The sequence below is a fragment of the Thermophilibacter sp. ZX-H3 genome (genome assembly GCF_052599055.1).
Map to the genome: position 1 here is coordinate 1 of NZ_JBQXES010000008.1, position 24,267 is coordinate 24,267.

The 24,267-nt window shown below is 70.2% G+C and carries 22 protein-coding genes; all 22 read right to left on the minus strand.

From position 1 onward, the window contains the following. Positions 1-95 precede the first annotated feature (95 nt). Complete coding sequence (gene ispG, locus ACULPM_RS04540; protein WP_445331409.1) at positions 96-1,172, minus strand: flavodoxin-dependent (E)-4-hydroxy-3-methylbut-2-enyl-diphosphate synthase; 1,077 nt, start codon at positions 1,170-1,172, stop codon at positions 96-98. A 10-nt stretch (positions 1,173-1,182) separates the two neighbouring features. Then, positions 1,183-2,559, minus strand: coding sequence for a site-2 protease family protein (locus ACULPM_RS04545; RefSeq protein ID WP_445331476.1), 1,377 nt, complete (start codon positions 2,557-2,559; stop codon positions 1,183-1,185). Between the two features lie 5 nt (positions 2,560-2,564). Continuing rightward, the gene (dxr, locus tag ACULPM_RS04550) at positions 2,565-3,764 is read right to left on the minus strand and encodes a 1-deoxy-D-xylulose-5-phosphate reductoisomerase (protein ID WP_445331410.1); all 1,200 of its coding nucleotides are present in this window, start codon (positions 3,762-3,764) and stop codon (positions 2,565-2,567) included. After that, positions 3,761-4,705 (minus strand): phosphatidate cytidylyltransferase, encoded by a 945-nt coding sequence (locus ACULPM_RS04555; protein WP_445331411.1) that lies wholly within the window; start codon positions 4,703-4,705, stop codon positions 3,761-3,763. The genes dxr and ACULPM_RS04555 overlap by 4 nt, the downstream gene beginning before the upstream one ends. Beyond that, the gene (locus tag ACULPM_RS04560) at positions 4,702-5,487 is read right to left on the minus strand and encodes an isoprenyl transferase (RefSeq protein ID WP_445331412.1); all 786 of its coding nucleotides are present in this window, start codon (positions 5,485-5,487) and stop codon (positions 4,702-4,704) included. Before ACULPM_RS04560 ends, ACULPM_RS04555 begins: the two co-directional genes overlap by 4 nt. Continuing rightward, positions 5,488-6,033, minus strand: a complete 546-nt coding sequence (gene frr / locus ACULPM_RS04565; protein WP_075280188.1) for a ribosome recycling factor — start codon at positions 6,031-6,033, stop codon at positions 5,488-5,490. 2 nt (positions 6,034-6,035) lie between these two features. After that, on the minus strand, positions 6,036-6,758 hold the full coding sequence (pyrH, locus tag ACULPM_RS04570) for a UMP kinase (protein ID WP_167929393.1): 723 nt from the start codon (positions 6,756-6,758) through the stop codon (positions 6,036-6,038). A gap of 171 nt (positions 6,759-6,929) precedes the next feature. After that, positions 6,930-7,805, minus strand: a complete 876-nt coding sequence (gene tsf / locus ACULPM_RS04575) for a translation elongation factor Ts (RefSeq protein ID WP_167929394.1) — start codon at positions 7,803-7,805, stop codon at positions 6,930-6,932. Between the two features lie 30 nt (positions 7,806-7,835). Further along, positions 7,836-8,597, minus strand: coding sequence for a 30S ribosomal protein S2 (gene rpsB / locus ACULPM_RS04580; RefSeq protein WP_167929460.1), 762 nt, complete (start codon positions 8,595-8,597; stop codon positions 7,836-7,838). 221 nt (positions 8,598-8,818) lie between these two features. After that, a complete protein-coding gene (locus ACULPM_RS04585) occupies positions 8,819-9,724 on the minus strand; it encodes a tyrosine recombinase (RefSeq protein WP_167929395.1) in 906 nt (301 codons plus the stop codon). Further along, on the minus strand, positions 9,721-11,052 hold the full coding sequence (trmFO, locus tag ACULPM_RS04590; RefSeq protein WP_445331413.1) for a methylenetetrahydrofolate--tRNA-(uracil(54)-C(5))-methyltransferase (FADH(2)-oxidizing) TrmFO: 1,332 nt from the start codon (positions 11,050-11,052) through the stop codon (positions 9,721-9,723). The genes ACULPM_RS04585 and trmFO overlap by 4 nt, the downstream gene beginning before the upstream one ends. A 17-nt stretch (positions 11,053-11,069) precedes the next feature. Then, positions 11,070-11,984, minus strand: a complete 915-nt coding sequence (locus ACULPM_RS04595) for a DNA-processing protein DprA (RefSeq protein ID WP_445331414.1) — start codon at positions 11,982-11,984, stop codon at positions 11,070-11,072. A gap of 10 nt (positions 11,985-11,994) precedes the next feature. Further along, positions 11,995-13,485, minus strand: coding sequence for a YifB family Mg chelatase-like AAA ATPase (locus ACULPM_RS04600; RefSeq protein ID WP_445332319.1), 1,491 nt, complete (start codon positions 13,483-13,485; stop codon positions 11,995-11,997). Continuing rightward, on the minus strand, positions 13,485-13,988 hold the full coding sequence (locus ACULPM_RS04605) for a YraN family protein (protein ID WP_167929461.1): 504 nt from the start codon (positions 13,986-13,988) through the stop codon (positions 13,485-13,487). The genes ACULPM_RS04600 and ACULPM_RS04605 overlap by 1 nt, the downstream gene beginning before the upstream one ends. A gap of 180 nt (positions 13,989-14,168) precedes the next feature. After that, positions 14,169-14,957 carry a ribonuclease HII gene (locus ACULPM_RS04610; RefSeq protein ID WP_445332320.1) on the minus strand — a complete coding sequence of 263 codons (789 nt, stop codon included), beginning with the start codon at positions 14,955-14,957 and terminating at the stop codon, positions 14,169-14,171. Positions 14,958-15,025: 68 nt separating this feature from the next. Beyond that, positions 15,026-15,370 (minus strand): 50S ribosomal protein L19, encoded by a 345-nt coding sequence (gene rplS / locus ACULPM_RS04615; RefSeq protein WP_075280197.1) that lies wholly within the window; start codon positions 15,368-15,370, stop codon positions 15,026-15,028. 109 nt (positions 15,371-15,479) lie between these two features. Then, positions 15,480-16,493: a DUF6273 domain-containing protein gene (locus tag ACULPM_RS04620; RefSeq protein ID WP_445331417.1), complete on the minus strand. Its 1,014-nt coding sequence runs from the start codon at positions 16,491-16,493 to the stop codon at positions 15,480-15,482. 41 nt (positions 16,494-16,534) lie between these two features. Beyond that, the gene (locus tag ACULPM_RS04625; RefSeq protein WP_445331418.1) at positions 16,535-17,569 is read right to left on the minus strand and encodes a deoxyguanosinetriphosphate triphosphohydrolase; all 1,035 of its coding nucleotides are present in this window, start codon (positions 17,567-17,569) and stop codon (positions 16,535-16,537) included. A 210-nt stretch (positions 17,570-17,779) separates the two neighbouring features. Continuing rightward, positions 17,780-20,539 (minus strand): pyruvate, phosphate dikinase, encoded by a 2,760-nt coding sequence (gene ppdK, locus ACULPM_RS04630; RefSeq protein WP_445331419.1) that lies wholly within the window; start codon positions 20,537-20,539, stop codon positions 17,780-17,782. A gap of 237 nt (positions 20,540-20,776) precedes the next feature. After that, entirely contained in the window at positions 20,777-21,178 is a 402-nt protein-coding gene (locus tag ACULPM_RS04635) for a kinase/pyrophosphorylase (RefSeq protein WP_167929403.1), read from the minus strand. A gap of 56 nt (positions 21,179-21,234) precedes the next feature. After that, the gene (gene glyS / locus ACULPM_RS04640) at positions 21,235-23,331 is read right to left on the minus strand and encodes a glycine--tRNA ligase subunit beta (RefSeq protein WP_445331420.1); all 2,097 of its coding nucleotides are present in this window, start codon (positions 23,329-23,331) and stop codon (positions 21,235-21,237) included. Continuing rightward, positions 23,332-24,243: a glycine--tRNA ligase subunit alpha gene (locus tag ACULPM_RS04645; protein WP_445331421.1), complete on the minus strand. Its 912-nt coding sequence runs from the start codon at positions 24,241-24,243 to the stop codon at positions 23,332-23,334. Positions 24,244-24,267: the final 24 nt, after the last annotated feature.

The following is a 24,267-nucleotide window of genomic DNA, read 5'->3' on the forward strand; positions in this document are numbered from 1 at the left end:
CCGGGCAACCTCCGCCGCGAGTTCTTGCCGAGCGCTCTTCTCGGCAAGCTGTCTGAGCGCCGGAGGTTGCCCGGGCCGGCGCGGAGCCGGACGCTCTACGTGAAGCGATGCTCGATCTCGGCGAAGAGCTCGTCGACGGCGTCGGCCTCGTCGACGGTGCGGATCTTCTCGCCGGACGCGAAGAGCACGGCCCTGCCGCGCCCGCCGGCAAGGCCGATGTCGGCGCCCCTGGCCTCGCCGGGCCCGTTCACCACGCAGCCCATGACGGCGACGGTGATGGGGGCGCGCACGCCCGCGAGGCGCCGCTCCACCTCGGCGGCCACGCCCATGAGGTCCCACTGGCAGCGGCCGCACGTGGGGCAGCTCACGAGCTCGGGGCGCAGGCGGCGCAGCCCCACGGCCGAGAGCAGGTCCCAGGCCACGTCGACCTCCTCGACGGGGTCGGCGGTGAGCGAGAGGCGCATCGTGTCGCCGATGCCCTCCATGAGCAGCGCGCCGATCGCGGCGGCGTTCTTGACGGTCCCCTGGCGGGCGGTGCCCGCCTCGGTGACGCCGATGTGGAGCGGAACGTCCGGCAGCTCGCGCGAGAGGGCACGGTTGACCTCGACGGTCGTCGGCACGCCGTGCGCCTTGGCGGACAGGACGATGTCGGAGAAGCCGCGTGCGCGGAAGTGCTCGACGAACGAGGTCGCCGACCCCACGAGCTTCTCGACGTGCGTGAGGTCCTCGCGCTCGGCAAAGGCCGGGTCGAGCGAGCCGGCGTTCACGCCGATGCGGATGGGGATGCCGGCCGCGCCCGCCTCGTCGATGACGGCGTCGACGCGCTCCCAGCTGCCGATGTTGCCGGGATTCACGCGCAGGGCCGCCGCCCCGCGACGGCACGCCTCGATGGCGAGCGTGTGGTCGAAGTGGATGTCGGCGACGACGGGAAGAGGCGAGGCGGCGCAGATCTCGGAGAGGCCGTCGAGCGCCGCCGACGAGGGCACCGCCACGCGTATGATCTCGCAGCCGGCCTCGGCGAGCCGCGCGATCTGCGCGAGCGTGGCGGCCGCGTCGGCCGTGTCGGTCGTGCACATGGACTGCACGGACACGGGCGCTCCGCCTCCCACCCGCACGTCCCCCACCATGACGGGGCGCGTGAGCTCGCGCGCCGGACGGTTCTTCTCGCTCATAGTGCCGCACCTACCCAATCACAAAGCGGACGATGTCGTTTCTCAGCACGACGACGAAGACGAAGACGATGAACGCGAGCCCGAGGTAGCTGAGGGCGCTCTGGGCGCGCAGGGAGAGCGGCCGGCGGATGACGAGCTGGATGACCTCGATGAGGATCTTGCCGCCGTCGAAGGGCGGGATGGGCAGGAGGTTCATGAAGCCGAGCGACATGGAGACCGCCGCGGCGACGAGCGCGAGCTCGTAGGCGCCCGACGAGGCCGCCTCGGAGGTCATGACGGCGATGCCCACGACCGAGGAGGACTGGTCGAGCACCTCCATCGTGTGCTGGGGCTGGATGAGCTGCGCGACGTAGCTCGCGACCTGGCCCGTGTAGGCGAGCGTGGCCTGGGCGGCCTCGGGCAGGCTCGGGTGATAGGTCGCCACGCTCGACGTGACACCCAGAAGCTCGCAGGCCTGGCCGTCGGGGAGGTCGACGAGGGCCGTCGCCTCGGCGCCGTCGCGGACGTAGGTGAGCTCGAAGTCCTCTCCCGCGTCGAGATAGGGGCGCATGGCGGAGGAGAGCTCCTCCCAGGTGCCGACGGGCGTGCCGGCCACGGCGGTGACCTCGTCGCCGGCCTCGAGGCCGGCCGCCTCCGCGTAGGAGCCCGCCTCGACCGCGCCGATGACGCTCGCGTCCGAGTAGTAGTCGACGCCGCGCGCCATGAGCGCACAGGTCACGATCACGAAGGCGAGAAGGACGTTCACGAGCGGCCCGGCGACGAGCATCGCGCAGCGCCTGAGGAAGCCGACGCCCTGGTAGGTGTGAGAGCGCTCGAGGGCGAGGAGGTCGTCGGGGGCGAGGCCGGTCGGGTGGGGGCTGCCCGCCTCGGTGGAGCCGGGGAGCGTGAAGTCGTGCCCGCGGTCGTACTCGGTGAGGTGGTTCGCGTCGCGCGCGAGCGTCTCGAAGGCGGCGGGGTAGTCGCGCTGGCCCGGCGTCTCGCCGAGTTCGGGGTCGTAGTAGGGGCGGATCGAGGCCCAGTCGGTGAGGGTGGCCAGAAGCTCGTAGGCCCTGCCCTCGTCGACGTCGAGCTCGCGGGCGACGTCGGCGGCGCGCACGCGGCCCCGCTCCATGACGATCTGGAGCGCGGGGGCGAGCAGGTCGTCGTCCGCCCCCTCCATGCCGCAGATGCGCGTGTAGCCGCCGAGAAGGACCGGCGTGACGCCGAACTCGGTGCCCACCGAGCGGCTCTTGCGCGAGAGCCTCCAGCGGCACGGCAGGCCGAGGAAGAACTCCGTCGCCCTCACGCGCAGCGCGCGGGCGACGAGGTAGTGGCCGCCCTCGTGGACGAAGACGAGAAGCGACAGGACGAGCACGCCCCAGAACACGGCTGAGGCGACGGAAAGCACGGCACTCAAAGGGCGACCTCCGAGAGAACGGCGAGGGCCAGCGCGCGGGCGCGCGCGTCGACCTCCTCGAGCTGACCTAGCGACTCTACCCGCTCGCGGTCGGTCGCGTCCATGACGGCGGAGACCGTCCTCTCGATGTCGAGGAAGGAGCACAAACCTTGGCGGAACCTTTCGTTGGCCACCTCGTTGGCCGCGTTCATGGCGCACGGGAGGGTCCCCCCGGCCCGGCCCGCCGCGCGGGCGAGGGCGAGGCAGCCGAACGCGGCCTCGTCGGCCTCGCCGAACGTGAGCGGGTCGGCGGAGCACCAGTCGATGCGCTCGACGGAGGCCTCCCAGCGCTCGGGGTAGCTGAGCGCGTACTGGATCGGCGCGCGCATGTCGGAGCCGCCGAGCTGCGCCTTCACGACGCCGTCGACGAACTCCACCATGGAGTGGATCTTGCTCTCGCGGTGGACGAGCACGCGGATCGCGTCGATGGGCTGCTGGAAGAGGTGATGCGCCTCGATGACCTCGAGTCCCTTGTTCATGAGGGTCGCCGAGTCGATCGTGATCTTCTCGCCCATCGTCCAAGTGGGGTGCGCGAGGGCGTCGGTAGCGGAGACGGAGGCGAGCCCCTCGCGCGACCGCCCGTAGAACGGCCCGCCCGAGCAGGTGAGCCAGATGCGGGAGACGTCCTCCGGGCGCTCCCCCACCAGGCACTGGAATATGGCGCTGTGCTCGGAGTCGACGGGAAGCAGGCGTCCCGGCCGGGCGAGCGGCATCATGAGGTCGCCGCCGCAGACGATGGACTCCTTGTTGGCGTAGGCGAGCGCCTTGCCCTCCCTGAGGGCGGCGAAGCCCGCGTGGATGCCGGAGAAGCCGACGAGCGCGTTCACGACCATGTCCACGTCGGGCAGGGTCGCGAGCTCGGTCACCGCGCCCGCGCCGAAGGCGGCCTCGCAGCCGGCCGGGAGCTCGGCGAGGGCGGGGTCCGAGGAGCGCTCGGGGTCTGCGACGGCGATGCGCGCGCAGCCGAACTCGCGCGCGGCGGCCACGGCGGCGGCCACCGACGTGTTGACGGAGACGGCCACGACGCGCAGCCTGTCGGCGTGGCGGCGGCAGACGTCGAGCGTCTGGGTGCCGATGGAGCCGGAGCAGCCGAGGACCGCGACCCTCAGGGGCCGCGGTCGCGCCGCGCGCGGCGCGGTGTCCTCGAAGATGGTCACAGGATGCCTCCAAAGAGCAGAAGGAAGAACGCCGCCATGCTGCCGAAGAGCATGGAGTCGGACCGGTCGAGCAGGCCGCCGTGCCCGGGCAGGACGTTGCCGGAGTCCTTGACCCCGACGCCGCGCTTCAGGCGCGACTCGAAGAGGTCCCCGATGACGCCCGCGACGCCCACGACGAGCCCGCACAGGACGGCCATGGCGATGCTCATGTCGCCGACGACGAAGACGGCGAGCACCACCCAGACGATGACGGAGCCGACGATGCCGCCGAAGAAGCCCTCGACGCTCTTGCTCGGCGAGATGCGCGGCGCGAGCTTGTGGCGGCCGAGCGCGGACCCGACGAAGTAGGCGAAGGCGTCGTTGGCCCAGATGGAGAGCATGACGGCGAGGGTGACGAGCGCGCCCGTCAGGCCGGGGTCGAACTTGCGGATCAGGACCACGCTCGAGAACGCGAGCGACGTGTAGAGGGGGCCGAAGGCGGTCACGGCGACGTCGGCGACGCTCGCCCGCGGCGTGAACACGTACCAGCACGCGCAGGCCATCAGCATGACGAAGATGACGAGCGCGCAGGCGAGAAGGCCCGAGACGAGGGCCGCGGGCGGGAACAGGACGGCGGCCGCGAGGCCGATGACCTCGTTGGGCATCCTGCCCCCCATGCGGCAGATGCGGAAGAACTCCGAGCAGCACAGCCACGCCTGCGCGACGACGAGCGCCGTGGTGGTGACCGGCCCGCAGAACAGGCACGCGAGGGTGACGACGGCGTAGATCGCCCCCGAGGTCGAGCGCGTGAGGAGGCGCTCGGCCGAGCTGCGCGCCTTCTGCCCCGTGAGGTCGCCGGCGGCGCGGCGCTCCTCCTTGGAGGCGCGCCGGCCCTCGAGAAACGCTATCTGTCGGTCGAGCCCTGACGCGCGCTCGTCGTCGGTGCGGCGGCTCTCGCTCATGACGTCACGACCCCGCCGAAGCGCCGCGAGCGCGACTGGTACGAGACGACGGCCCGCAGGAAGTCCCAGCGGGAGAAGTCCGGCCAGAAGGTCGGCGTGACGTAGAACTCTGTGTAGGCGAGCTGCCAGAGCAGGTAGTTGGAGAGCCTGAGCTCGCCTGAGGTCCTGATGAGGAGGTCGGGGTCGGGGAGCCCCGCCGTGTAGAGACGGCTCGCCAGCGCGTCCTCGTCGACGTCGCTCGGGTCGAGGGAGCCGGCGGCGACCTCCTGCGCGATCTGGCGCGCCGCGCGCGCGATCTCCGCGCGGGAGCCGTAGTTGACCGCGAGGGCGAAGGTCATGCCGGTGTGGTCTGACGTCTCGTCGAGGCCGCGCTGGAACACCTGCCGGGTCTTCTCCGGAAGCGCGTCGAGGTCGCCGAGGAATCTGAGGCGCACGTTCTCCTGGTGGAAGAGCGGGAGCTCGTTCACGAGCGTCGTGGCGAAGAGGTGCATGAGGAGGTCGACCTCGCGCTGGGGCCGCCTCCAGTTCTCCGTGGAGAAGGCGTAGACGGAGAGCGCGTCCAGACCGAGCCTCACGCTCGTGGTCACCGCCTCGCGCAGGGCGTCGACGCCCGCCACGTGGCCGCGCGAGCGATCGAGCCCGCGGGCCTGCGCCCAGCGGCCGTTGCCGTCCATGATGATCGAGACGTGGCTCGGGACGCGATCGAGGTCGACGTCCGCAAGGCAGATGTCGGCGGGGGCGGCGGCGTAGTACTCCCTCAGCTTGGCTTCGTCGCGCTGCATCTAGATTTCCATGACCTCGGCGGTCTTGGCCTTCAGCAGCTCGTCGACCTTGGCGACGTAGGAGTCCGTGAGCTTCTGGACGGCCTTCTTCTCGCGGGACTGCTGGTCCTCGGGAAGCTCCTCGTCGCGCTCGATCTTGCCGTTGACGTCCCTGCGGACGTTGCGGATGGCGACGCGGCTCTCCTCGGCGAGCTGGCTGCACTCCTTGGCGAGCTCGCGACGGCGCTCCTCGGTCGGGCGCGGGAAGGGCAGGCGGATGCAGACGCCGTCGTTGGACGGCGTGATGCCGAGGTCGGAGCCCTCGATGGCCTTCTCGATGGAGCGCAGCGCGCTCTTGTCCCACGGCTCGACGACGAGCATGGAGGCCTCGGGGACCTTCACGGCCGCGAGCTGGGTGATCGGGGTGGGCTGGCCGTAGTAGTCGACCATGATGGGCGCGAGGATCTGGGCGTTCGCGCGCCCCGTGCGGACGCGGGCGAAGTTGGCCTTGAGGGTGTCGAGGCACTTGCCCATGTTCTTCTCGGCGCGGTCGGTGTACTGACTCATGACTAGTCCTCCTCGACGACGGTCGTTCCAACGCTCTCCCCGCTCACGGCGCTCATGAAGACGCCCGGGGACTTGATGTCGAACACCATGATGGGCATGTGGTTGTCGTGGCACAGCGCGGTGGCCGTGGCATCCATGACCTTGAGGTCGCGGTTGAGGACCTCGCGATACGTGACGGTGTCGTAGCGGCGCGCGTCCGGGTTGGTGCGCGGGTCGGCGTCGTAGATGCCGTCCACGTTGGTGGCCTTCATGAGGACCTCGGCGCCCACCTCGCAGGCGCGCAGCGCGGCGGCGGTGTCGGTCGTGAAGTAGGGGTTGCCGGTCCCCGCGGCGTAGATGGTGATGCGCCCCTTCTCGAGGTGGCGGATCGCGCGGCGCCTGATGTAGGGCTCGGCGATCTGGCGCATCTCGATGGCGCTCATGACGCGGCAGTCCATGCCGTTGCGCTCGAAGCAGTCCTGGAGGGCGAGGGAGTTGATGACGGTGGCGAGCATGCCCATGTTGTCGCCCTGGGCGCGGTCCATGCCCGCGGCGGCGCCGGTGAGCCCGCGGAAGATGTTGCCGCCGCCCACGACGATGGCGACCTGCACGCCGGCCTCCCAGACGGGCTTGATCTCCTCGGCGAGGCGCTGCGGGACCGCGGCGTCGATGCCGAAGGACTGCTCCCCCATCAGGGCCTCGCCGGATAGCTTGAGCAGGACGCGGTGATACTTGATGTCTGACAAGCCAACCTCCACTCAGTCGTGCCGCGCGGGGGCGCGACGCCTTGTTCGAGACGAGATTCTACCAGAGACGCGCGGGGCGGTTCCGGATGCTCGGCGGACCGCCCCCGTATGCACACGAACGGGGCCGGCGAGAAGAACTCGCCGGCCCCGTCTGGCGTGAGAGGAAGCTCGCTACTCGGCGTCGCCGAAGGTGTAGCGGATGAAGCTCATGACCTCGACCTCGTCACCGAGGGACTTGCCGACGTTCTTGGCGAGCTGGCCGATGGTGACGGAGCCGTCCTTGACGAACTCCTGCTCGGTGAGGACGCTCTCCTTGAAGTACTTCTCGAGACGGCCCTGGGCCATCTTCTCCTGGATGGCCTCCGGCTTGCCGGACTCGGCGGCCTGGGCCTTGTAGATGGAGAGCTCGTGCTCGATCACGTCGGCGGGCACGTCGTCGCGGCGGGCGGCGACGGGCGCGGCGGCGGCGACCTGCATGGCGACGTCGTGCGCGAAGGTCTTGAACTCGTCGGCCTCGGCGGTCTCGGGCTTGCCGAGCTTGAAGGTCACGATGTCGGCGAGCTTGCCGCCGAGGTGGACGTAGCTGCCGAGGGCGCCGTCAGCGGCGGTGACGCGCTGGAAGCGGGCGATCTTCATGTTCTCGCCGATGACGTGGATCATCTCGGTGAGCTCGGCCTCGACGGTGGACTCGCCCATCGCGCACGCCTTGAGGGCCTCGACGTCCGCCGGGTCGTTCTCGGCGACGACCTTGGCGAGGTCGAGGGCGAAGCCGCAGAACTTGGGGTTGGTGCCCACGAAGTCGGTCTCGCAGGTGAGCTCAAGGATGGCGCCGAGCTTCTGGTCCTCGGAGACGTAGGTGGCGATGGTGCCCTCGTTGGTGTCGCGGCCGGCGCGCTTGACGGCCTTGGCGATACCCATGGTGCGGAGGATGTCAACGGCCTTGTCGATGTCGCCATCGGCCTCGACGAGGGCCTTCTTGCACTCCATCATCGGGGAGTCGGTCATCTCGCGGAGCTGCTTGACGAGGGCGGCGGTAACCTGTGCCATGGTGTTTCTCCTCTTCGTTCGTGAAGGTCGTTACTCAGCGGCGGGAGCCTCGGCGGCAGGGGCCTCCTCGGCTGCCGGGGCGGCCATCTCCTCGGCCGTGATCTGCTCCTTGCCGGAGCCGGCGAGGACGGCGTCGGCGGCGAGCTCGCACATGAGGGAGACGGAGCGGATGGCGTCGTCGTTGGCGGGGATGCCGTAGTCGACGACGTCGGGGTCGGAGTTGGTGTCGAGCAGGCTCACGACGGGGATGTGGAGGCGGTTGGCCTCGCGGATCGCGATCTCCTCGCGCTTGGAGTCGACGACGAAGATGGCCTGCGGGAGGGCGAGCATGGTGCGGGCGCCGCCGAGGTTGGCCTGGAGCTTGCCGAGCTCCTTGGTCAGCACGGCCTGCTCCTTCTTGGGCAGGAGGCTCATGCGGCCGTCCTCGACCATGGCCTCGAGCTCCTCCATGCGCTGGATGCGGGAGCGGATGGTCACGAAGTTGGTGAGCATGCCGCCGAGCCAGCGCTGGTTGATGTAGGGCATGCCACAGCGCTCGGCCTGGGCGGCGATGGGCTCCTGGGCCTGCTTCTTGGTGCCCACGAACAGCACGGTGCCGCCCTTGGAGGCGGTCTCCTTGAGGAAGGTGTAGGCCTTGTCGGCGCCGAGCATGGTCTGCTTGAGGTCGAGGATGTAGATGCCGTTGCGCTCGCCGAAGATGTAGGACTTCATCTTGGGGTTCCAGCGGCGGGTCTGGTGACCGTAGTGGCAGCCGGCGTCGAGCAGGGTCTGGATAGTGATCTTAGCCATGATAACCTCCTGTGGTTGGTCCTCCGCGCGATGTCATCCCCGAGTCGCCACCCGGGACCTGGCTTGAGCCCCGGGCACCACGGCGGGCGGGTAGTCGCGCGTGCGTGATGGTACCGCGCCTGGCGCGGCATGTCGTGCGGACGCACAACGGACAGAAAGTATAGCGGGACGCCACGCCTTTGTCGAGCGCGACAGATGAAAATGCGCAGGCTCTTCCTGCCTCGCTACGAGCGCGGATGCGCGGCGCGGGCCGCCTCCCGGAGGCGCTCCACGGACAGGTGCGTGTAGACCTGCGTCGTGGAGAGGCTCTCGTGGCCTAGGAGCTCCTGGACGCTCCTGAGGTCAGCGCCCCCCGAGAGGAGCTCGGTGGCAAAGGTGTGGCGCATCGCGTGCGGCGAGAGCGCGGGGTCGAGCCCGGCGAGCGCCACGTGGCGGCCGAAGCAGTCGCGCATGGCCCCCGCCGACAGGGGGTTCCCCCGGGTGGAGAGGAAGAGGGCGTCGGTCGGCCGGCGCGAGCGGGCGGCGAGCTCCGGGCGGCCCTCCCCCACCCAGCGCTCCACCCAGCGCACCGCCTCGTCGTAGAGCGGCACGATCCGCTCCTTCGAGCCCTTGCCGAACAGGCGCGCCTGGCGTCCCGCGAGGTCGACGTCCGCCACGGAGAGCCCGGCGGCCTCCGACACGCGGCAGCCGGTCGCATAGAGCGTCTCGAGGAGCGCGCGGTCGCGCAGGCCCTCGGTCGTGTCGACGTCGCAGGTCGCGAGAAGGGCGCGGACGTCCGCGTCGGACATCGTGCGGGGAAGGGGCCGGCCGGCCTTGGGGCTCGCGAGCGCCGCCGCTGCCGACGCGTCGCAGACTCCCTCGCGCGCGAGCCAGCGATAGAAGCCGCGCAGCGCCGAGAGCCGCCGGTTGATCGTCCGCGGCGAGTAGCGGGCGCGGGAGAGCTCGGCGAGGTACCCCCTCAGCTCGCGGTGCGTCACGCGCAGCGGGTCGACCCCCGCGCGGCGCGCCCACGACGCGAAGGAGGCGAGGTCGCACCCGTATGAGCGCACCGTGTTCGGGGAGAGGTTGCGGAAGCGGCCGAGGTGGTCGCAGAACCGCGCGACGAGCCCCTCGAGGTCGGGCTCGCTCACACTCCCCCGCCCCCGAAGAGGTCGTGGCGCGACCGCACGTAGGCCGCGAGGTCGGACCGCGCCCGCTCGGCGAGCGCCGCGCGGCGCTCGGCCTTCCTTCGCGGCGCGTCCGCAAGCGGCGGGAAGAGGCCGAAGTTCACGTGCATGGGCTGGTAGTCGACCGTGGAGGGGCTCGTCGCGTACGCGACGAGCGACCCGAGGGCGGAGGTGGCGGGAGGGGACGCCGGCGCCGCGCCCGAGAGCCCCGCGTACGTGTTGAGCGCCGCGAGAAGGCCCGAGGCGATGGCCTCGACGTACCCCTCGGTCCCGGTTATCTGCCCCGCGAGCCGACACCGCGTGCCCGGGATCGCGAAGGTGGCGTCGAGCGCGCGGGGCGCGTCGACGAAGGAGTTTCGATGCATGACCCCATAGCGCAGGAACTCGGCCGATCCGAGGCCGGGGATCATCCGGAACACGCGCCGCTGCTCGGGCCACGTGAGGTTGGTCTGGAAGCCGACGAGGTTGTAGGCGGCGCGCGCCTCGTTCTCCGCCCTGAGCTGGACCGCCGCCCAGGGCCGCCTGCCCGTGCGCGGGTCGGTGAGGCCCACCGGCTTGAGCGCGCCGAAGCGCAGCGAGTCGTGCCCGGTCCGGGCGACCTCCTCGACGGGCTGGCAGGCGCAGAAGAGGTCGGCCTGCTCGAAGTCGCGCGCGATGACGCGCTCGGCGGAGAGCAGGGCCTCCATGAAGGCGTCGTACTCGTCGCGGTCGAGCGGGCAGTTGAGGTAGTCGCCCCCGCCCGACTCGCCATAGCGGGACTGCGAGAAGACGACGTCGCGGTCGATGGAGTCGGCGTCGACGATGGGCGCCGCCGCATCGAAGAAGCTCATGCGCTCGCCTCCGACCGCCTTCGCGACGGCGTCGAAGAGCGCGTCGGAGCACAGGGGGCCCGCCGCGACGACGGACGGCCCCTCCGGGATGGACGTCACCTCCTCGCGGACGACCTCGACGAGCGGATGGCCCTCCACGAGCCGCGTCACCTCCGACGAGAAGGCATCGCGGTCGACGGCGAGCGCCCCTCCTGCCGCCACCGAGCACGAGCGGGCGACGCGCAGCAGCTCGCAGCCCATCTGGTCGAGCTCCCACTTGAGAAGCCCCGCGGCGGTCTCCGGCTTGGTCGACTTGAGCGAGTTGGAACACACGAGCTCGGCGAGGCTCGAGGTGCGGTGCGCCGGGGAGGGCCGGGAGGGGCGCTGCTCGCAGAGCCTGACGCGCACGCCCCGGCGCGCGAGCTGCAGCGCGCACTCGCTCCCGGCGAGTCCCCCTCCGACGACCGTCACGATCTCCGACATGCCCGGCTCCCCTCAGTTCACGAGAAACGTTGCGAGACACCATTCTGCCCCATCAGGTAGGCGCGCGTGGGCGAGTATCTCCCGTCGGGCAGCCGCTCCACGATTCCTCTCGCCTCGAGGTCCGTCAGCGTCCTCAGCAGCGTCAGGACGTCCTCGCCGAGGCGCGCCGCGAGCTCGTCCGGCCTCGAAGGGGAGGCGAGCAGGGCGGCCGCGACCGGCCCGCCCGGGCGCTCGGGCGCCGGGCCCGCCATGGGGGCGGAGCCGAAGTCGAGCGAGAGGGCGATCTCGAGCGACCGCTCGTCGGGGATGATCCTCGCCCCCTCGGCTGCCAGGCGGTTGGTCCCCGACGAGGCGGGAGAGAAGATCGAGCCGGGTATGGCATAGACCGCCCTGCCGAGCTCGACCGCGGCCTCGGCGGTCGACATCGTGCCCGAGCGGAGCCCCGCCTCCGTCACGACGAGCACGTGGGAGAGCGCGGCGATGACGGCGTTTCTCTTCGGGAACGCCCACCTCCTCGGACCCGCACCCCAGCGCTCGAGCGAGACCACCGCCCCGCCCGACGAGAGCGTCGCCTCGAAGACGTCCCGGGACGAGCTTGGGTAGACGACGTCCGCCCCGCAGCCCGACACGATGACGGAGCGGCCTCCTGCCGCGACGGCCGCGAGGCCCGCGGCGCGGTCGCACCCCATGGCCCCTCCCGAGACGACGGTGACCCCGTTTCGAGCCGCGACGCGGGCCGCCATCTCCGCCACAGCGAGCCCGTAGGGCGTCGCGCGGCGGGCGCCGATGACGGCGAGGCAGGGCCCGACGAGCGCGCCGGGGTCGCCGAGGCCGCGCAGCTCCTCGGGCGGTCGCTCGAGCTCGAGGAGCGAGCGCGGATACGCCTCGTCGCCCAGGGCGACCTCCCAGCCCGTCTGAGCGCACCCCTCCATGGCAGCCCCCTCACTCCACGGACCGCGAGCGGAAGCCCGCGGCCTCGACGATGTCGTCCGACGTCACGCGGTCGTGCCCCGCGAGGTCCGCGATCGTCCGCGCGACGCGGGCGACGCGGGCGATCGCGCGCCCGCCAAGCCTGAGCCGGTCGGCGAGGCCCTCGAAGGTCCTCTGCGCCCCCAGGTCGAGGAGCGCCGCCGCGACCGGCCCCGCCCGCCCGTCGTCCGCGTGGGCGCGCCGCGCGGCGCGCTCCCGGGCCTGCCCCACGAGAGCGGCCATCTCCTCCGAGCTCTGTCCGCGCTGCTCGCGTATCACCTTCCTCCCCGAGGGGCGCGCGACGTCCACGACCACGTCGATGCGGTCCATGAGGGGGCCGCCGATCCTGCCCTGGTAGGCCGCGACCCGCGCCGGCGTGCACGTGCACTCGGCGTCCGGGTCGCCAAGGTGCCCGCAGGGGCATGGGTTCGCCGCCGCGACGAGCTGGAAGTCGCAGGGGAAGGCGTACACCCCGTCGACGCGCACGATTCGAACCTCGCCGTCCTCGAGCGGCTGGCGCATCGCCTGGAGGGCACCGCGGCCGAACTCCGGGAGCTCGTCCAGGAAGAGCACCCCCTTGTCCGCGAGGGACACCTCGCCGGGGCGCACCGGCCGGCCGCCCCCGACGAGCCCGCCGACGGAGATGGAGTGATGCGGCGCCCTGAACGGCCGCTCCCCGCGCGCGATCCTGTCTATGGGCTCCCCCGCGACCGAGTGGATGAGCAGCGCCTCGTCCGCCTCCTGCTCGTCGAGGGGCGGGAGGATCGTGGGGAGCCTCCTGGCGAGCATGGTCTTCCCGGCGCCCGGCGGGCCCACCATGAGGACGCCGTGGCGCCCCGCGGCCGCGATGGTCATCGCCCGCTTCGCGAGGTCCTGGTCGACGACGTCGGCGTAGTCGAGGGACGGCCGCAGAGGGGCGGGGGCCGGGACGGCGCCCGAGGCGCCCACGGGAGGCAGCGCGGAGATGCCGCCCTTGAGCTGCCCCAGGGAGACGAGCCCGTGCGTCTCCCCGGACCAGCCCGGGGAGATCTCGGCGAACGCCGAGGTGACGAGCGACAGACCCCTTTCCTGCGCGAGCCGGGCGTACGCGACGCCGCCGCGCACCGGGCACACCGACCCGTCGAGGCCGAGCTCCCCCACCATGAGGCACCCGACGGCGACGCGCCGGGGGAGCTGCCCCGTCGCGACGAGGATGGCCGTCGCGATGGGGAGGTCGAAGCCGGTCCCCGTCTTTCTCATCTCGCTCGGAGCGAGGTTGACGGTGACGCGCGCCCGGGGGAGCTCGAACCCGCACGAGCGGAGCGCGCAGCGGACCCGCGAGCGCGCCTCGAGCACCGCGGAGTCGGGCATGCCGACGATGTCGATGCCTGGTATGCCGCCCGACGTGCTCACCTCGACCGTGACGCCCAGCGCCTCGACGCCCCTGAGCTCGGCGGCATCGATGCCGGAAGACCCCCGCGCCATCAGTCGTCGACCTCGTACGCGCCCGAGAGGTGGCGCAGGCGAGCCGCGCCCTCGCCCACGACGTTCAGGGCGATGACGTCAAAGCGAACGGCGTCGGCCTCGGGGTGGTTGACAATGTAGGCGAGGGCGAGCATCTTGTAGCGTCGCCGCTTCCTGGAGTCGACGGCGAGCTCGGGCATCCCCTCCCCGCGCTCTCCGAGGGCGAGTCGGGTCTTGACCTCGACGAGCACGATCGTGTCGTCCTCGTCGTCCTCTCGGGCGACGATGTCGACCTCCCCGAACTCGCAGCGCCAGTTGCGGTCGAGGATGTACCACCCCTTGCGCTCGAGGTAGGCCGCGGCCATCTCCTCGCCCTTCATCCCAAGCTCGCGCGGCGTGAGGTCGCGCACCGTCCTCGGGCGCTCCTGGGCGCGCGCCTCGACCTCGCCGGCCGGTGCCTCAGGCGCCGCGGCGGGATCCTGCTCGGGGTCGTACTCGAACGTGCGCTCCTGCTCCTCGTGCATGCTCTGCCTCCCATCGTCGGACATGGTCAGAAGAGCTTGCCAGAGGGCGCTTTCGCGTCGCGCTCACCGAGGTCCCCGGTCTCTGCCGCGAGCCTGACGGGTCAGACTCGGTCCCGGGGACCCTCCCCGCTCGGGACGCCCCCGTGCCGCCGGGACGAACGGTGGTTCAAAATACGGGAATCAGAAGAGGCGCGGCGTCTCGAGAAAGTTTCCACAGAAGGAGACGCGGTGAATCGGCGTGAGGCCGCGCGCGCGAATGGCGGCGACGTGCTCCGCCGAGCCGTAGCCCTTCGACTCGGCGAGGTGATAGCCCGGGTAGTCGTCCTCGTAGGAGACCATGAGGGCGTCCCTGGTAACCTTGGCGACGATCGAGGCCGCCGATATGCACGCGACGCGCGCGTCCCCCTTGACGACGCAGGTCTCCCTCGGGTGCACGTGCACCGGGTTGCCGTCGATGAGGACGCGGTCCGGCTCGACCCCGGCGTCGGCGATTGCGGAGGCCATGGCCTGCCTGAGCGAGACGGCCATGCCGACCGCGTCGATGGCCTCCGGCTCCACGTGGGCGATCCCGATGGCGAGCGCGACGTCGGCTATGCGGGCGGCGAGCGCCTCGCGCCGTGCCGGGGCGAGCTGCTTGGAGTCGTTGATGCCCCAGACGACAGGGTCGTCGGGAAGGGCGACGGCGGCGACGGTGAGCGGCCCCGCGAGCGCGCCGCGGCCCACCTCGTCGACGCCGAGGACGATGCCCTCTCCCCCGAGCTCGCGCATCAGGCGATAGGACGCCTCGACGCGCTCGCGCTCCGCCCCCTCGCGCTCGAGGCGCCTCCGCGCGACCTCGATCGCGTGCATGACCTGGCGACGAGGGTCCTCGGCGTAGCGCTCGATGAGCCTGGACGCCTCGTCCGCGGGTGCGCTCGCGAGGGCGACCGCGACCTCGCGAGCGGTTGCCGGTCGTGCAGTCGGGGGCATGGTGCTCCAATCTCATGGAAAAAGCCGCCCCCGTGGGGGGCGGCTCGAAGGTGGAACCTGAGGGTGAGCTAGTCGCGCTTCTCGCGAATGCGGGCGGCCTTGCCCACGCGGTCGCGCAGGTAGTAGAGCTTCGCGCGGCGGACGTCGCCGTGACGGACGACCTCGAGCTTGGCGATCTTGGGGCTGTGCAGCGGGAAGGTGCGCTCGACGCCCACGGAGAAGCTGATCTTGCGGACGGTGAAGGTCTCGCGCGCGCCGGCGCCGCTCATGCGGATGACGTCGCCCTCGAAGACCTGCTCGCGGGTGCGGTCGCCCTCGACGATGCGGTAGTGGACCTTGACGTGGTCGCCAACCTTGACCGCGGGGATGTCCTCGCGAATCTGCTGACGCTCGATGGCGCGAATGTAATCCATGATCTGTCCTTGTCTCTCTAGAGGTGCCGCCACGCTTGAACGGCACATAGGCTTACACACAGCGCCTTAGTATACGGCAGCTGGCGTCGCTAGACAAGAAGAACACAACTCAGAGGCAGAGCCCCACGACGACCCCGACCCGCTCGCCCGGGCCGCTCGTCATGCTGGGGTAGCCGGAGGACATGACCTGGTAGACCATGCGCTGCTCCCAGCCCTCGAGCGCATAGGGGTACGAGGTCCGATACCACCAGTTGCACGCCGTCCCGCCATACGCCATGACGAGCGCCGCCGAGGTGCTCGAGCCGTCGACCCCCGCGTCGGAGAAGTACTCGTACTGCTCGCCCTGCGCGGATAGGGCCGCATCGTAGGGCCCGAAGTCGACGTACTCCGAGCTGGCGCTCGGGGTGGTCCCGTACTCCCGCGCGAACCAGTCCACCTCGCCGCACACCTCCGAGACGGAGGGGGCCCAGAGCGCGTCGGCGGTCGTCGTGAGCGAGCCCACGGCATCCGAGTCGCCATAGCGCACGGCGACGTTGTCGGTGACCTTCAGCACGGGAACGACGCACGAGACGAGCTCGTCGGGCAGCAGGCTCGCCCCCTCCCCCGCGAGCCAGGACCTGAGGTCGGACGTCTCCCAGCCCCCCGCGTTCTTGTCGTCGGAGAACGGTCGCAGGGCGATGGGCGAGGTCATGAGGGTGAGGCCGGCCACGCCGCCCCCGTCCGCGCGCTCGTCGGCGCGAATCCCCACGACGCGCAGCTCGACGACGCTGCCGTCTCCGAGGGTCAGCGTCCGCGTGGCACCGACCTCGATTCCGTGCTGGGAGGCGATGGCCCTCCCCTCCTCGTCGGAGGGCGCAGCGGCTATGAGGCCGGCGATGTCGGAGAGCTCCTGCCAGGAGTACTCGTCGAAGGAGTCCGCGACGACGCGCTCGGACGTGCGCTCGGCCTCGGGGGAACCGGGGGCGCCGCCGTTCGCGACGAGCATGAGCAGCGTCGCCGCAAGGGCGACGAACGCGATCGAGAGAACGAGGGCGAGCGCCGTGAGGCACCCGCTGCCGCGACGAGACATCTCTCCCCCTTCTTCTGCGAGCGAGCGCGGCGAGAGGTCCTTCTCGCCATCCATCGTATGTCAGTGTAGGGGAAGCGCGCCCCGTAGCGGAGGGCTCAGCGCCTTCTCCATGACCTCGGTATCTTGAGGCCCTCGTAGACGCGGATGGCATATCGGTCGGTCATGCCGGAGACGAAGTCGGCCACCTGCACGTCGAGCGGGTCGTCGTGGAGACGGTACTCGGCGGGAACCTCGTCAGGGTGCCCGACGAAGTACCCGAAGAGGTCAACGAGCATCGCGTATGCCTTGGGCTCCTCCCACTTTGCGTCTCCGCGCGAGTAGAGCCGCTCGAAGAGAAACGCGCGCAGGGACATCATCGCCCCCCACACCCCCTCGGACATCAGGATGTCGCCGCTTCTGGAGCTCATGGACACCACGTCGTGGACCATCGTCTCGATTCGCTCCGACGAGCTCGAGCCGAGCCTCTCGCATGACTCCGGAGGGAGGTCCGACTCCCTGAGCATCCCCGCCCGCTCGGCGTCGTCGATGTCATGGCAGACATAGGCGATGCGGTCGGCGAGCGCGACGACGCGGCCCTCGAGCGTGCCCGCCCGGAGCGAGCCCGTGTGGCAGCGGATGCCATCGACCACCTCGCGGGAGAGGTTGAGCCCGCGGCCGTTGCGCTCGAGAACGTCCACGATGCGCGCGCCCTGCTCGTTGTGCGCGAAGAGCCGACCCGCGCCCTCGGGCTGCCCGCGGTGCCGCGCGAGGGCGTGGCTGAGCGCGCGCTCGCCCACATGGCCGAAGGGGGTGTGCCCGAGGTCGTGCCCGAGGGCGATGGCCTCGGTCAGGTCCTCGTTCAGGCCGAGCGGCCGCGCGATTGAGCGGGCCACCTGGGAGACCTCGAGGGTGTGGATGAGTCGGGTGCGGTAGTGGTCTCCCTCGGGGGCGAGAAACACCTGGGTCTTGTGCGCGAGCCGCCTGAAGCTCTTCGAGTGCAGGATGCGGTCGCGGTCGCACTGGAAGCACGTCCTGAGGGCATCTGGCTCCTCGGGAACGCGCCGCCCCCGGGAGTCGCTCGCGAACGTGGCGTCCGGGGAGAGCCGCTCGTGCTCGGCGATCTCGAGCTCGGCGCGCGTCAGGACCCTCATCCGATCTCCTCTGTCATTTGGGGACGTGTTATTTCTCTCAGAAAAAATGGGACAGGTCAAGCACGCAAGCGACGAAGTCACCCGCACGCAATACCGCGCATGCACGGGAAGGTCTGTCCCAAAAACTCTGAGAGAAATAACACGTCCCCAAATGACGGGAGGGGGCACGTGGCCCCCTCCCGTTTGAGAGACGCAGATGACGCTCAGGCGCTACTTGGCGACCTTCTCGGCGCCACCGTTGGCCTCGATCTTGGCCTGGGCAGCCGCGAGGCGCGCGATGGGCACGCGGTACGGCGAGCAGGACACGTAGTCGAGACCGAGGTCGTAGTACATGTGGATGGACTCGGAATCGCCGCCGGTCTCGCCGCAGACGCCGCAGACGATGTCCGGGTTGCCGGCGTGGCCGCCCTCGACGCCCATCTTGACGAGCTTGGCAACGCCCTTGTCGAGCGTGGCGAACGGGTTCGTCTTGCAGATCTTCTTGTCGAGGTAGAGCGGCATGAAGGCAGCCTCAACGTCGTCACGGGAGAAGCCGAGGCCCATCTGCGTGAGGTCGTTGGTGCCGAAGGAGAAGAAGTCGGCGTGCTTGGCGATGTCCTCGGAGGTGATGGCAGCGCGCGGAATCTCGATCATGGTGCCGACCGGGATGTCGAGCTCGACGCCGTACTCCTCGGCGACGGCCTTGATGTTCTCCTCGACGACCTCGCGGACGAGGGCGAGCTCCTCCTCGAAGGCCACGAGCGGGATCATGATCTCCGGCTTGGGGCTGAGGCCCTGCTTCTGGAGTTCGGCGGTGGCGGAGGCGATGGCCTTCACCTGCATGACGTTGAGCTCGGGGTAGACCAGGCCGAGGCGGCAGCCGCGAAGGCCGAGCATCGGGTTGGCCTCCTGGAAGGAGTCGAGCTTGGCGAGAAGCGCCTTCTTCTCGGAGACGTCCTTGCCGGCGGCCTCCTCCTTGGCGATCTCGACGTCGAGGTCGCGCGGGTCCTCGAGGAACTCGTGCAGGGGCGGGTCGAGCAGGCGCACGATGACGGGCATGCCGTCCATGGCCTTGAACATCTCGAGGAAGTCGCCCTTCTGGGCGGCGCCGAGCTTCTCGACGGCGTCGGCCTTGACGGCCTCGTCGTCGGCGAGGATGAAGTTCTGGATGAGCTGCTTGCGCTCGCCGAGGAACATGTGCTCGGTGCGGCACAGGCCGATGCCGGAGGCGCCGTTGTCCTTGGAGAGCTGCGCGTCGGCCGGGTTGTCGGCGTTGGCGCGGACGCCGATCACGCGGCCGCGGTCGGCGTTGAGACGGACCTCGTCGGCCCAGTCGAGGATGGTCTGGAGGTCGCCGCCGAGCTCCGGACGGACGAGGGCGACCTCGCCGAGGATGACGTCGCCGGTGGTGCCGTCGATGGAGATGACGTCGCCCTCGTGGAGGGTGATGTCGGTGCCGGCGACGGTGCAGACCTTGTTGACCGCGTCGATCTGGAGGGCGTCGACGCCGCAGACGCACGGGGCGCCCATGCCGCGGGCGATGACGGCCGCGTGGGAGGTCTTGCCGCCGTGGGAGGTCAGGATGCCCTCGGCAGCGACCATGCCGTGGAGGTCATCCGGGGTGGTCTCCCAGCGCACGAGGATGCAGGGCTTGCCGGCCTCGGCGTAGGCCTCGGCGTCAGCGGAGGAGAACACGACGGCGCCGACGGCGGCACCCGGGGAGGCGTTGAGGCCCTTGGCGATGACCTTGTAGTCTGCCTTGGGGTCGAACTGCGGGTGGAGGAGCTGGTCGAGCTGCTCGGGGGCAACGCGCATGACCGCCTCCTCCTTGGAGATGCGGCCCTCCTCGTACATCTGGATGGCGACCTTGAGTGCGGAGAGGGCGGTGCGCTTGCCCACGCGGGTCTGGAGCATCCACAGCTTGCCCTGCTCGATGGTGAACTCGAGGTCCATCATGTCGGCGTAGTGGTCTTCGAGGATCTCGAAGACGTGGAAGAGCTCCTTGCCAGCCTCCTCGAGGCCCGGGACCTTGGGCAGGTCGGCGATCGGCTCGGTGTTGCGGATGCCGGCCACGACGTCCTCGCCCTGGGCGTTGACCAGGAAGTCGCCGTAGCGCTCGTTGGTGCCGTCAGCGGGGTTGCGGGTGAACGCGACGCCGGTGGCGGAGGTGTTGCCCTTGTTGCCGAACGCCATCACCTGAACGTTGACGGCGGTGCCGAGCTCGTCGGGGATCTTGTTCTGCTTGCGGTAGAGGATGGCGCGGTCAGTGTTCCAGGAGCCGAAGACGGCCTGCTCGGCGAGACGGAGCTGCACCAGCGGGTCGTGCGGGAACTCGATCTTGCCGTCCACGAGGACCTCGGGGTACTTCTCGGCGTCGACGTTCTCGGCGAAGATCTGCTTGAACGTGGCGACGAGGTCCTTGAGGTCGTCGGCGTCGAGCTCGGTGTCGAGCTTGACGCCCTTCTCGGCCTTCTTGGCGGCGATGGCGTCCTCGAAGAGCTGGCCGGAGACGCCCATGACGACGTCCGAGAACATCTGGACGAAGCGGCGGTAGGAGTCGTAGGCGAAGCGGGGGTTCTCGGTCTGCTTGATGAGGCCCTGGACGGAGTCATCGTTGAGGCCGAGGTTGAGGACGGTGTCCATCATGCCCGGCATGGAGAAGGGGGCGCCGGAACGGACGGAGACGAGCAGCGGGTCGTCGGAGTCGCCGAGCTTCTTGCCCATGCGCTCCTCGAGGTCCTTGCGGTACTCGTCGATCTCGTCGAGGACGCCCTCAGGCCACACGTTGCCGGCGCTGGAGTAGGCGACGCAGGTCTGGCAGGTGATCGTGAATCCGGGAGGGACGGGCAGGCCGATGTTGGCCATCTCGGCGAGGTTGGCGCCCTTGCCGCCGGTGATCCACTTGGCCTCGGCAACGGACTCTCCCGCGACCTCGGTCACGTTGTTGCCGTTGGCGTCGAAGCCGAAGCGGTATACATGCTTTTCTGCCATGTTTTCCCCTTGCTTTCCTAGGGTTCCTGACGCGTCCCGCCAAGGACGCGCCCTTACAGCTCGGTCGCGCACCGCCATCGCGCGGCCATAGGTCATGGTAACAATCGCGGGACCCCTCGCAACCGATTTTCTGCATCTGGTCCCGCTGAGTAGGTAAGCGGCGCGACGGCGAGAAAAACGGGGCCGCGCCCTGCGGCGCGGCCCCAAAGGTAGTAACATGGAATGCGATTTGGCCGTTTAGTTGGCCGAGCTCTCATCCTTGTAGATTGCGCCGATCTCACGCGTTGGCTCCTCGCCCGTCAGCGTGGAGATGACCGTGACGGCCGGACCGAGCAGGTCGATGGAGGGGATGCCGCGGCGGTCGAGCTCGCGGCGGATCTCGCGGCGCAGCGTGCCGTTGGCGAACGTGTGGAACACGGCGCACGGGCGGCTCTCGTCGTAGTTCTCGTCGAGGAACGCGCGGACGGTGTCGACGTCCTTGACGTTGGAGAGGCGCTCGATGTCGACGGACCCGTCGCCGAACTGTGCGGCGGCGGCCATGACGACGGTGTTGGCCGTCTCGCCACGAGCGTCGGAAAGAACGAAGATGAGGGGGACGACCTGACCGAAGATGTCGTCATCCAGATCGAGCTTAGTCACCACGAGTCCTCCTGTACCTATCAGGCTTCACGGGGCATACCCCGTCCCACCGTAGCCTACTTCTTCCGAGAGAGCGCGCCGATGTCGGCAATCCCCACGAAGACTTCAACGAAGCGATTGAGGAGGCGCAGGCGGTTCTCCCTTACCTCAGTATCCTCGTCCATGACAAGGACGTCGTCGAAGAATCGGTCGATGGGCGTCTTGAGTTCGGCAAGGGCGTCGATCGCCGCGCGGAAGTTCTTCTCGGCGAGCGCGGACGCGACCCTGCCCTCGCCCTCGTCGCAGGCAGCGAGCAGGGCGCGCTCGGCGTCGCCGAGAAGCGAGGCGTCGACGTCGGAGCCGAGGCTCGCGTCGGCGAGGTGGGCGGCGCGGGCGTACGCCGTGGCGAGGTCGTCGAAGACCTCGGGGCTCTGCGAGCGTGCGTCCTCGAGGGCGCGGGCGCGGGCCATGAACTCGACGGGGTCGATGACGCCCACCGCGGAGACGGCCTCGATCGTGTCGGGGCGCAGGCCCTCGTCGCGCGCGATGGCGACGAGGCGCGCCTGGAAGAACCTCACGACGGCGGCGGCCACCGCCTCGAGGTCGAACTCGAGGCCCTGGGCCTGGTAGGCGCCGAGCGCAAGGCCGATGAGCCGACGAAGGTCGCAGCCCGGGAGCGCGCGGAGCATGGCGATGACGCCGATGGTCGCTCGGCGGACCGCATAGGGGTCGGAGGACCCGGTGGGCGGCTCGTCGATCGCGAAGATGCCGCAGATGGTGTCGAGCTTGTCGGCGATGGCGACGCAGCGGCCGCAGGTGCCGGACGGGAGCTCGTCGCCGGCGAAGCGCGGGCGGTAGTGCTCGCGGATGGCGTCGCAGACCTCGGGGGCCTCGCCGGCGGCGGCGGCGTAGTAGCCTCCCATGACGCCCTGCTGGTTGGTGAACTCGACGACGGCCTGGGAGACGAGGTCGGCCTTGGCGAGGTGAGCGGCGCGCGCGGCGGCCGCGACCCCCGCCTCGTCCTCCCCCGCCTGCGTGGCGACGGCGGCGGCGAGCCCCTCCATGCGCTCGACCTTCTGGCGCATCGTGCCGAGCCGCTCCTGGAAGGTCACCGAGCCGAGGCGCTCAACGAACTCCTCCATCGGGCGCTTGAGGTCCTCGTCGTAGAAGAACTTGGCGTCGTCGAGGCGGGCGCGCACGACCTTCTCGTTGCCGGCGACGACGGTCTTGGAGACCGCGGGGTCGGCGTTCGAGACCACGACGAACTCGCGCGTGAGCTCTCCCGAGGCGTCGTAGATCGGGAAGTAGCGCTGGTTGGAGAGCATGGACTCGCAGATGATCTCATGCGGGACCTCGAGGAATGCCTCGTCGAAGGTGCCCACGAGGACCGTGGGCCACTCGCAGAGGTTCACGACCTCGTCGAAGATGCGCTTGGGGGTGTCCACGCGAGCGCCCCCGCGCTCGGCCTCGATGCGCGCGATGCCCTCGCGGATGGCCTCAGCCCGGCGCTCGGCCGAGAGCACGAAGGCCCGCTCGAGCGTGGCCTCGTAGTCGGCGGGAGACGCGACGACGTGCTCGCCCGGCGCCAGCACGCGGTGGCCGCGCGTGACGTTGGACGAGGTGACGTCGGCATAGGACACGGGGACGACGTCGGTGCCGAGAAGCGCGCAGATCCAGCGGATGGGGCGCACGAACGTGGCGTGCTCGGAGCCCCAGCGCTGGCTGCGGTAGTTGGGCCACTGCAGGCCGCCGATGACCTCGGCGGAGAGCCGGGAGAGGATGGGGGCGGCGGGCTCGGAGGGGACGCTCCTCTCGGCGAAGACGTACTCGTTGCCATCGGCGTCGACGCGGCGGACGAGGTCGGCGGCCTTGGCGCCGCACTTGCGGGCGAAGCCGAGGGCGGCCTTGGTGGGCGCGCCGGAGTCGTCGAACGCGATGGCGGCCTTCGGACCGCGCTTCACCTCGTGGATCTCCTCGGTCGCGACGGCGACGTCCGCGACGAGGGCGGCCAGGCGGCGCGGCGTGGAGATCACGCGCACCTCACCGTGGGAGAGCCCGGCGGCGTCAAGCCCCTTGGCGACGAGCCCGCCGAGCTGGCCGGCGGCGTTCATGAGCGGCGCGGACGGCATCTCCTCGGTGCCGATCTCAAGCAGGAAGTCTCGGGTCTCGGCCATCTAGGCCACCTCCCCCTTCTGTGCGTCTCCGTCGGTCTTTCCCGCCACCTCCGCGATGTAGCTCTCGCAGCAGAGCTTCGCGATCGTGCGGACGCGCAGGATGTAGTTGGCGCGCTCCGTCGCCGAGATGGCGCCGCGGGCGTCGAGCAGGTTGAAGGCGTGGGAGCACTTCATCACGCAGTCGTACGCCGGCAGCGGGAGGCGCCGCTCGAGGCACGAGTGGCACTCGGCCTCGTAGTCGTCGAACTTCTGCCGCATCATCTCGACGTTTGCCACCTCGAAGTTGTAGGTGGAGAACTCGTACTCGTTCTCGTGGAACACGTCGCCGTAGGTCATGGGCGTGCCGTCGGGCAGATACGACCAGACGACGTCGTAGACGGAGTCCACGCCCTGGATGTACATGGCGATGCGCTCGAGGCCGTAGGTGATCTCCACGGGCACGGGGTCGCACTCGATGCCGCCCACCTGCTGGAAGTAGGTGTACTGGGTGACCTCCATGCCGTCCATCCAGACCTCCCAGCCGAGGCCCCAGGCGCCCAGCGTCGGGCTCTCCCAGTCGTCCTCGACGAAGCGGACGTCGTGCTCGGCCGGGTCGAGCCCGATGGCCTTGAGGGAGCCGAGGTAGAGGTCCTGCGAGTCGACGGGGCAGGGCTTCAGGATCACCTGGAACTGGTAGTAGTGCTGCATGCGGTTGGGGTTCTCGCCGTAGCGCCCGTCCGCCGGGCGGCGGCACGGCTGCGGGTAGCAGGTCCGCCAGGGCTTGGGCCCGAGCGAGCGGAGCGTCGTGGCGGTGTGGAAGGTGCCCGCGCCCACCTCCGAGTCGTAGGGCTGCATGACGGTGCAGCCCTGGGCGGCCCAGTAGCGCTCGAGCGCGAGAATCATGTCTTGGAACGTCAGCGCGGAGTCTCTCATATCAGTCCTTCCCTAGGTCAGGGG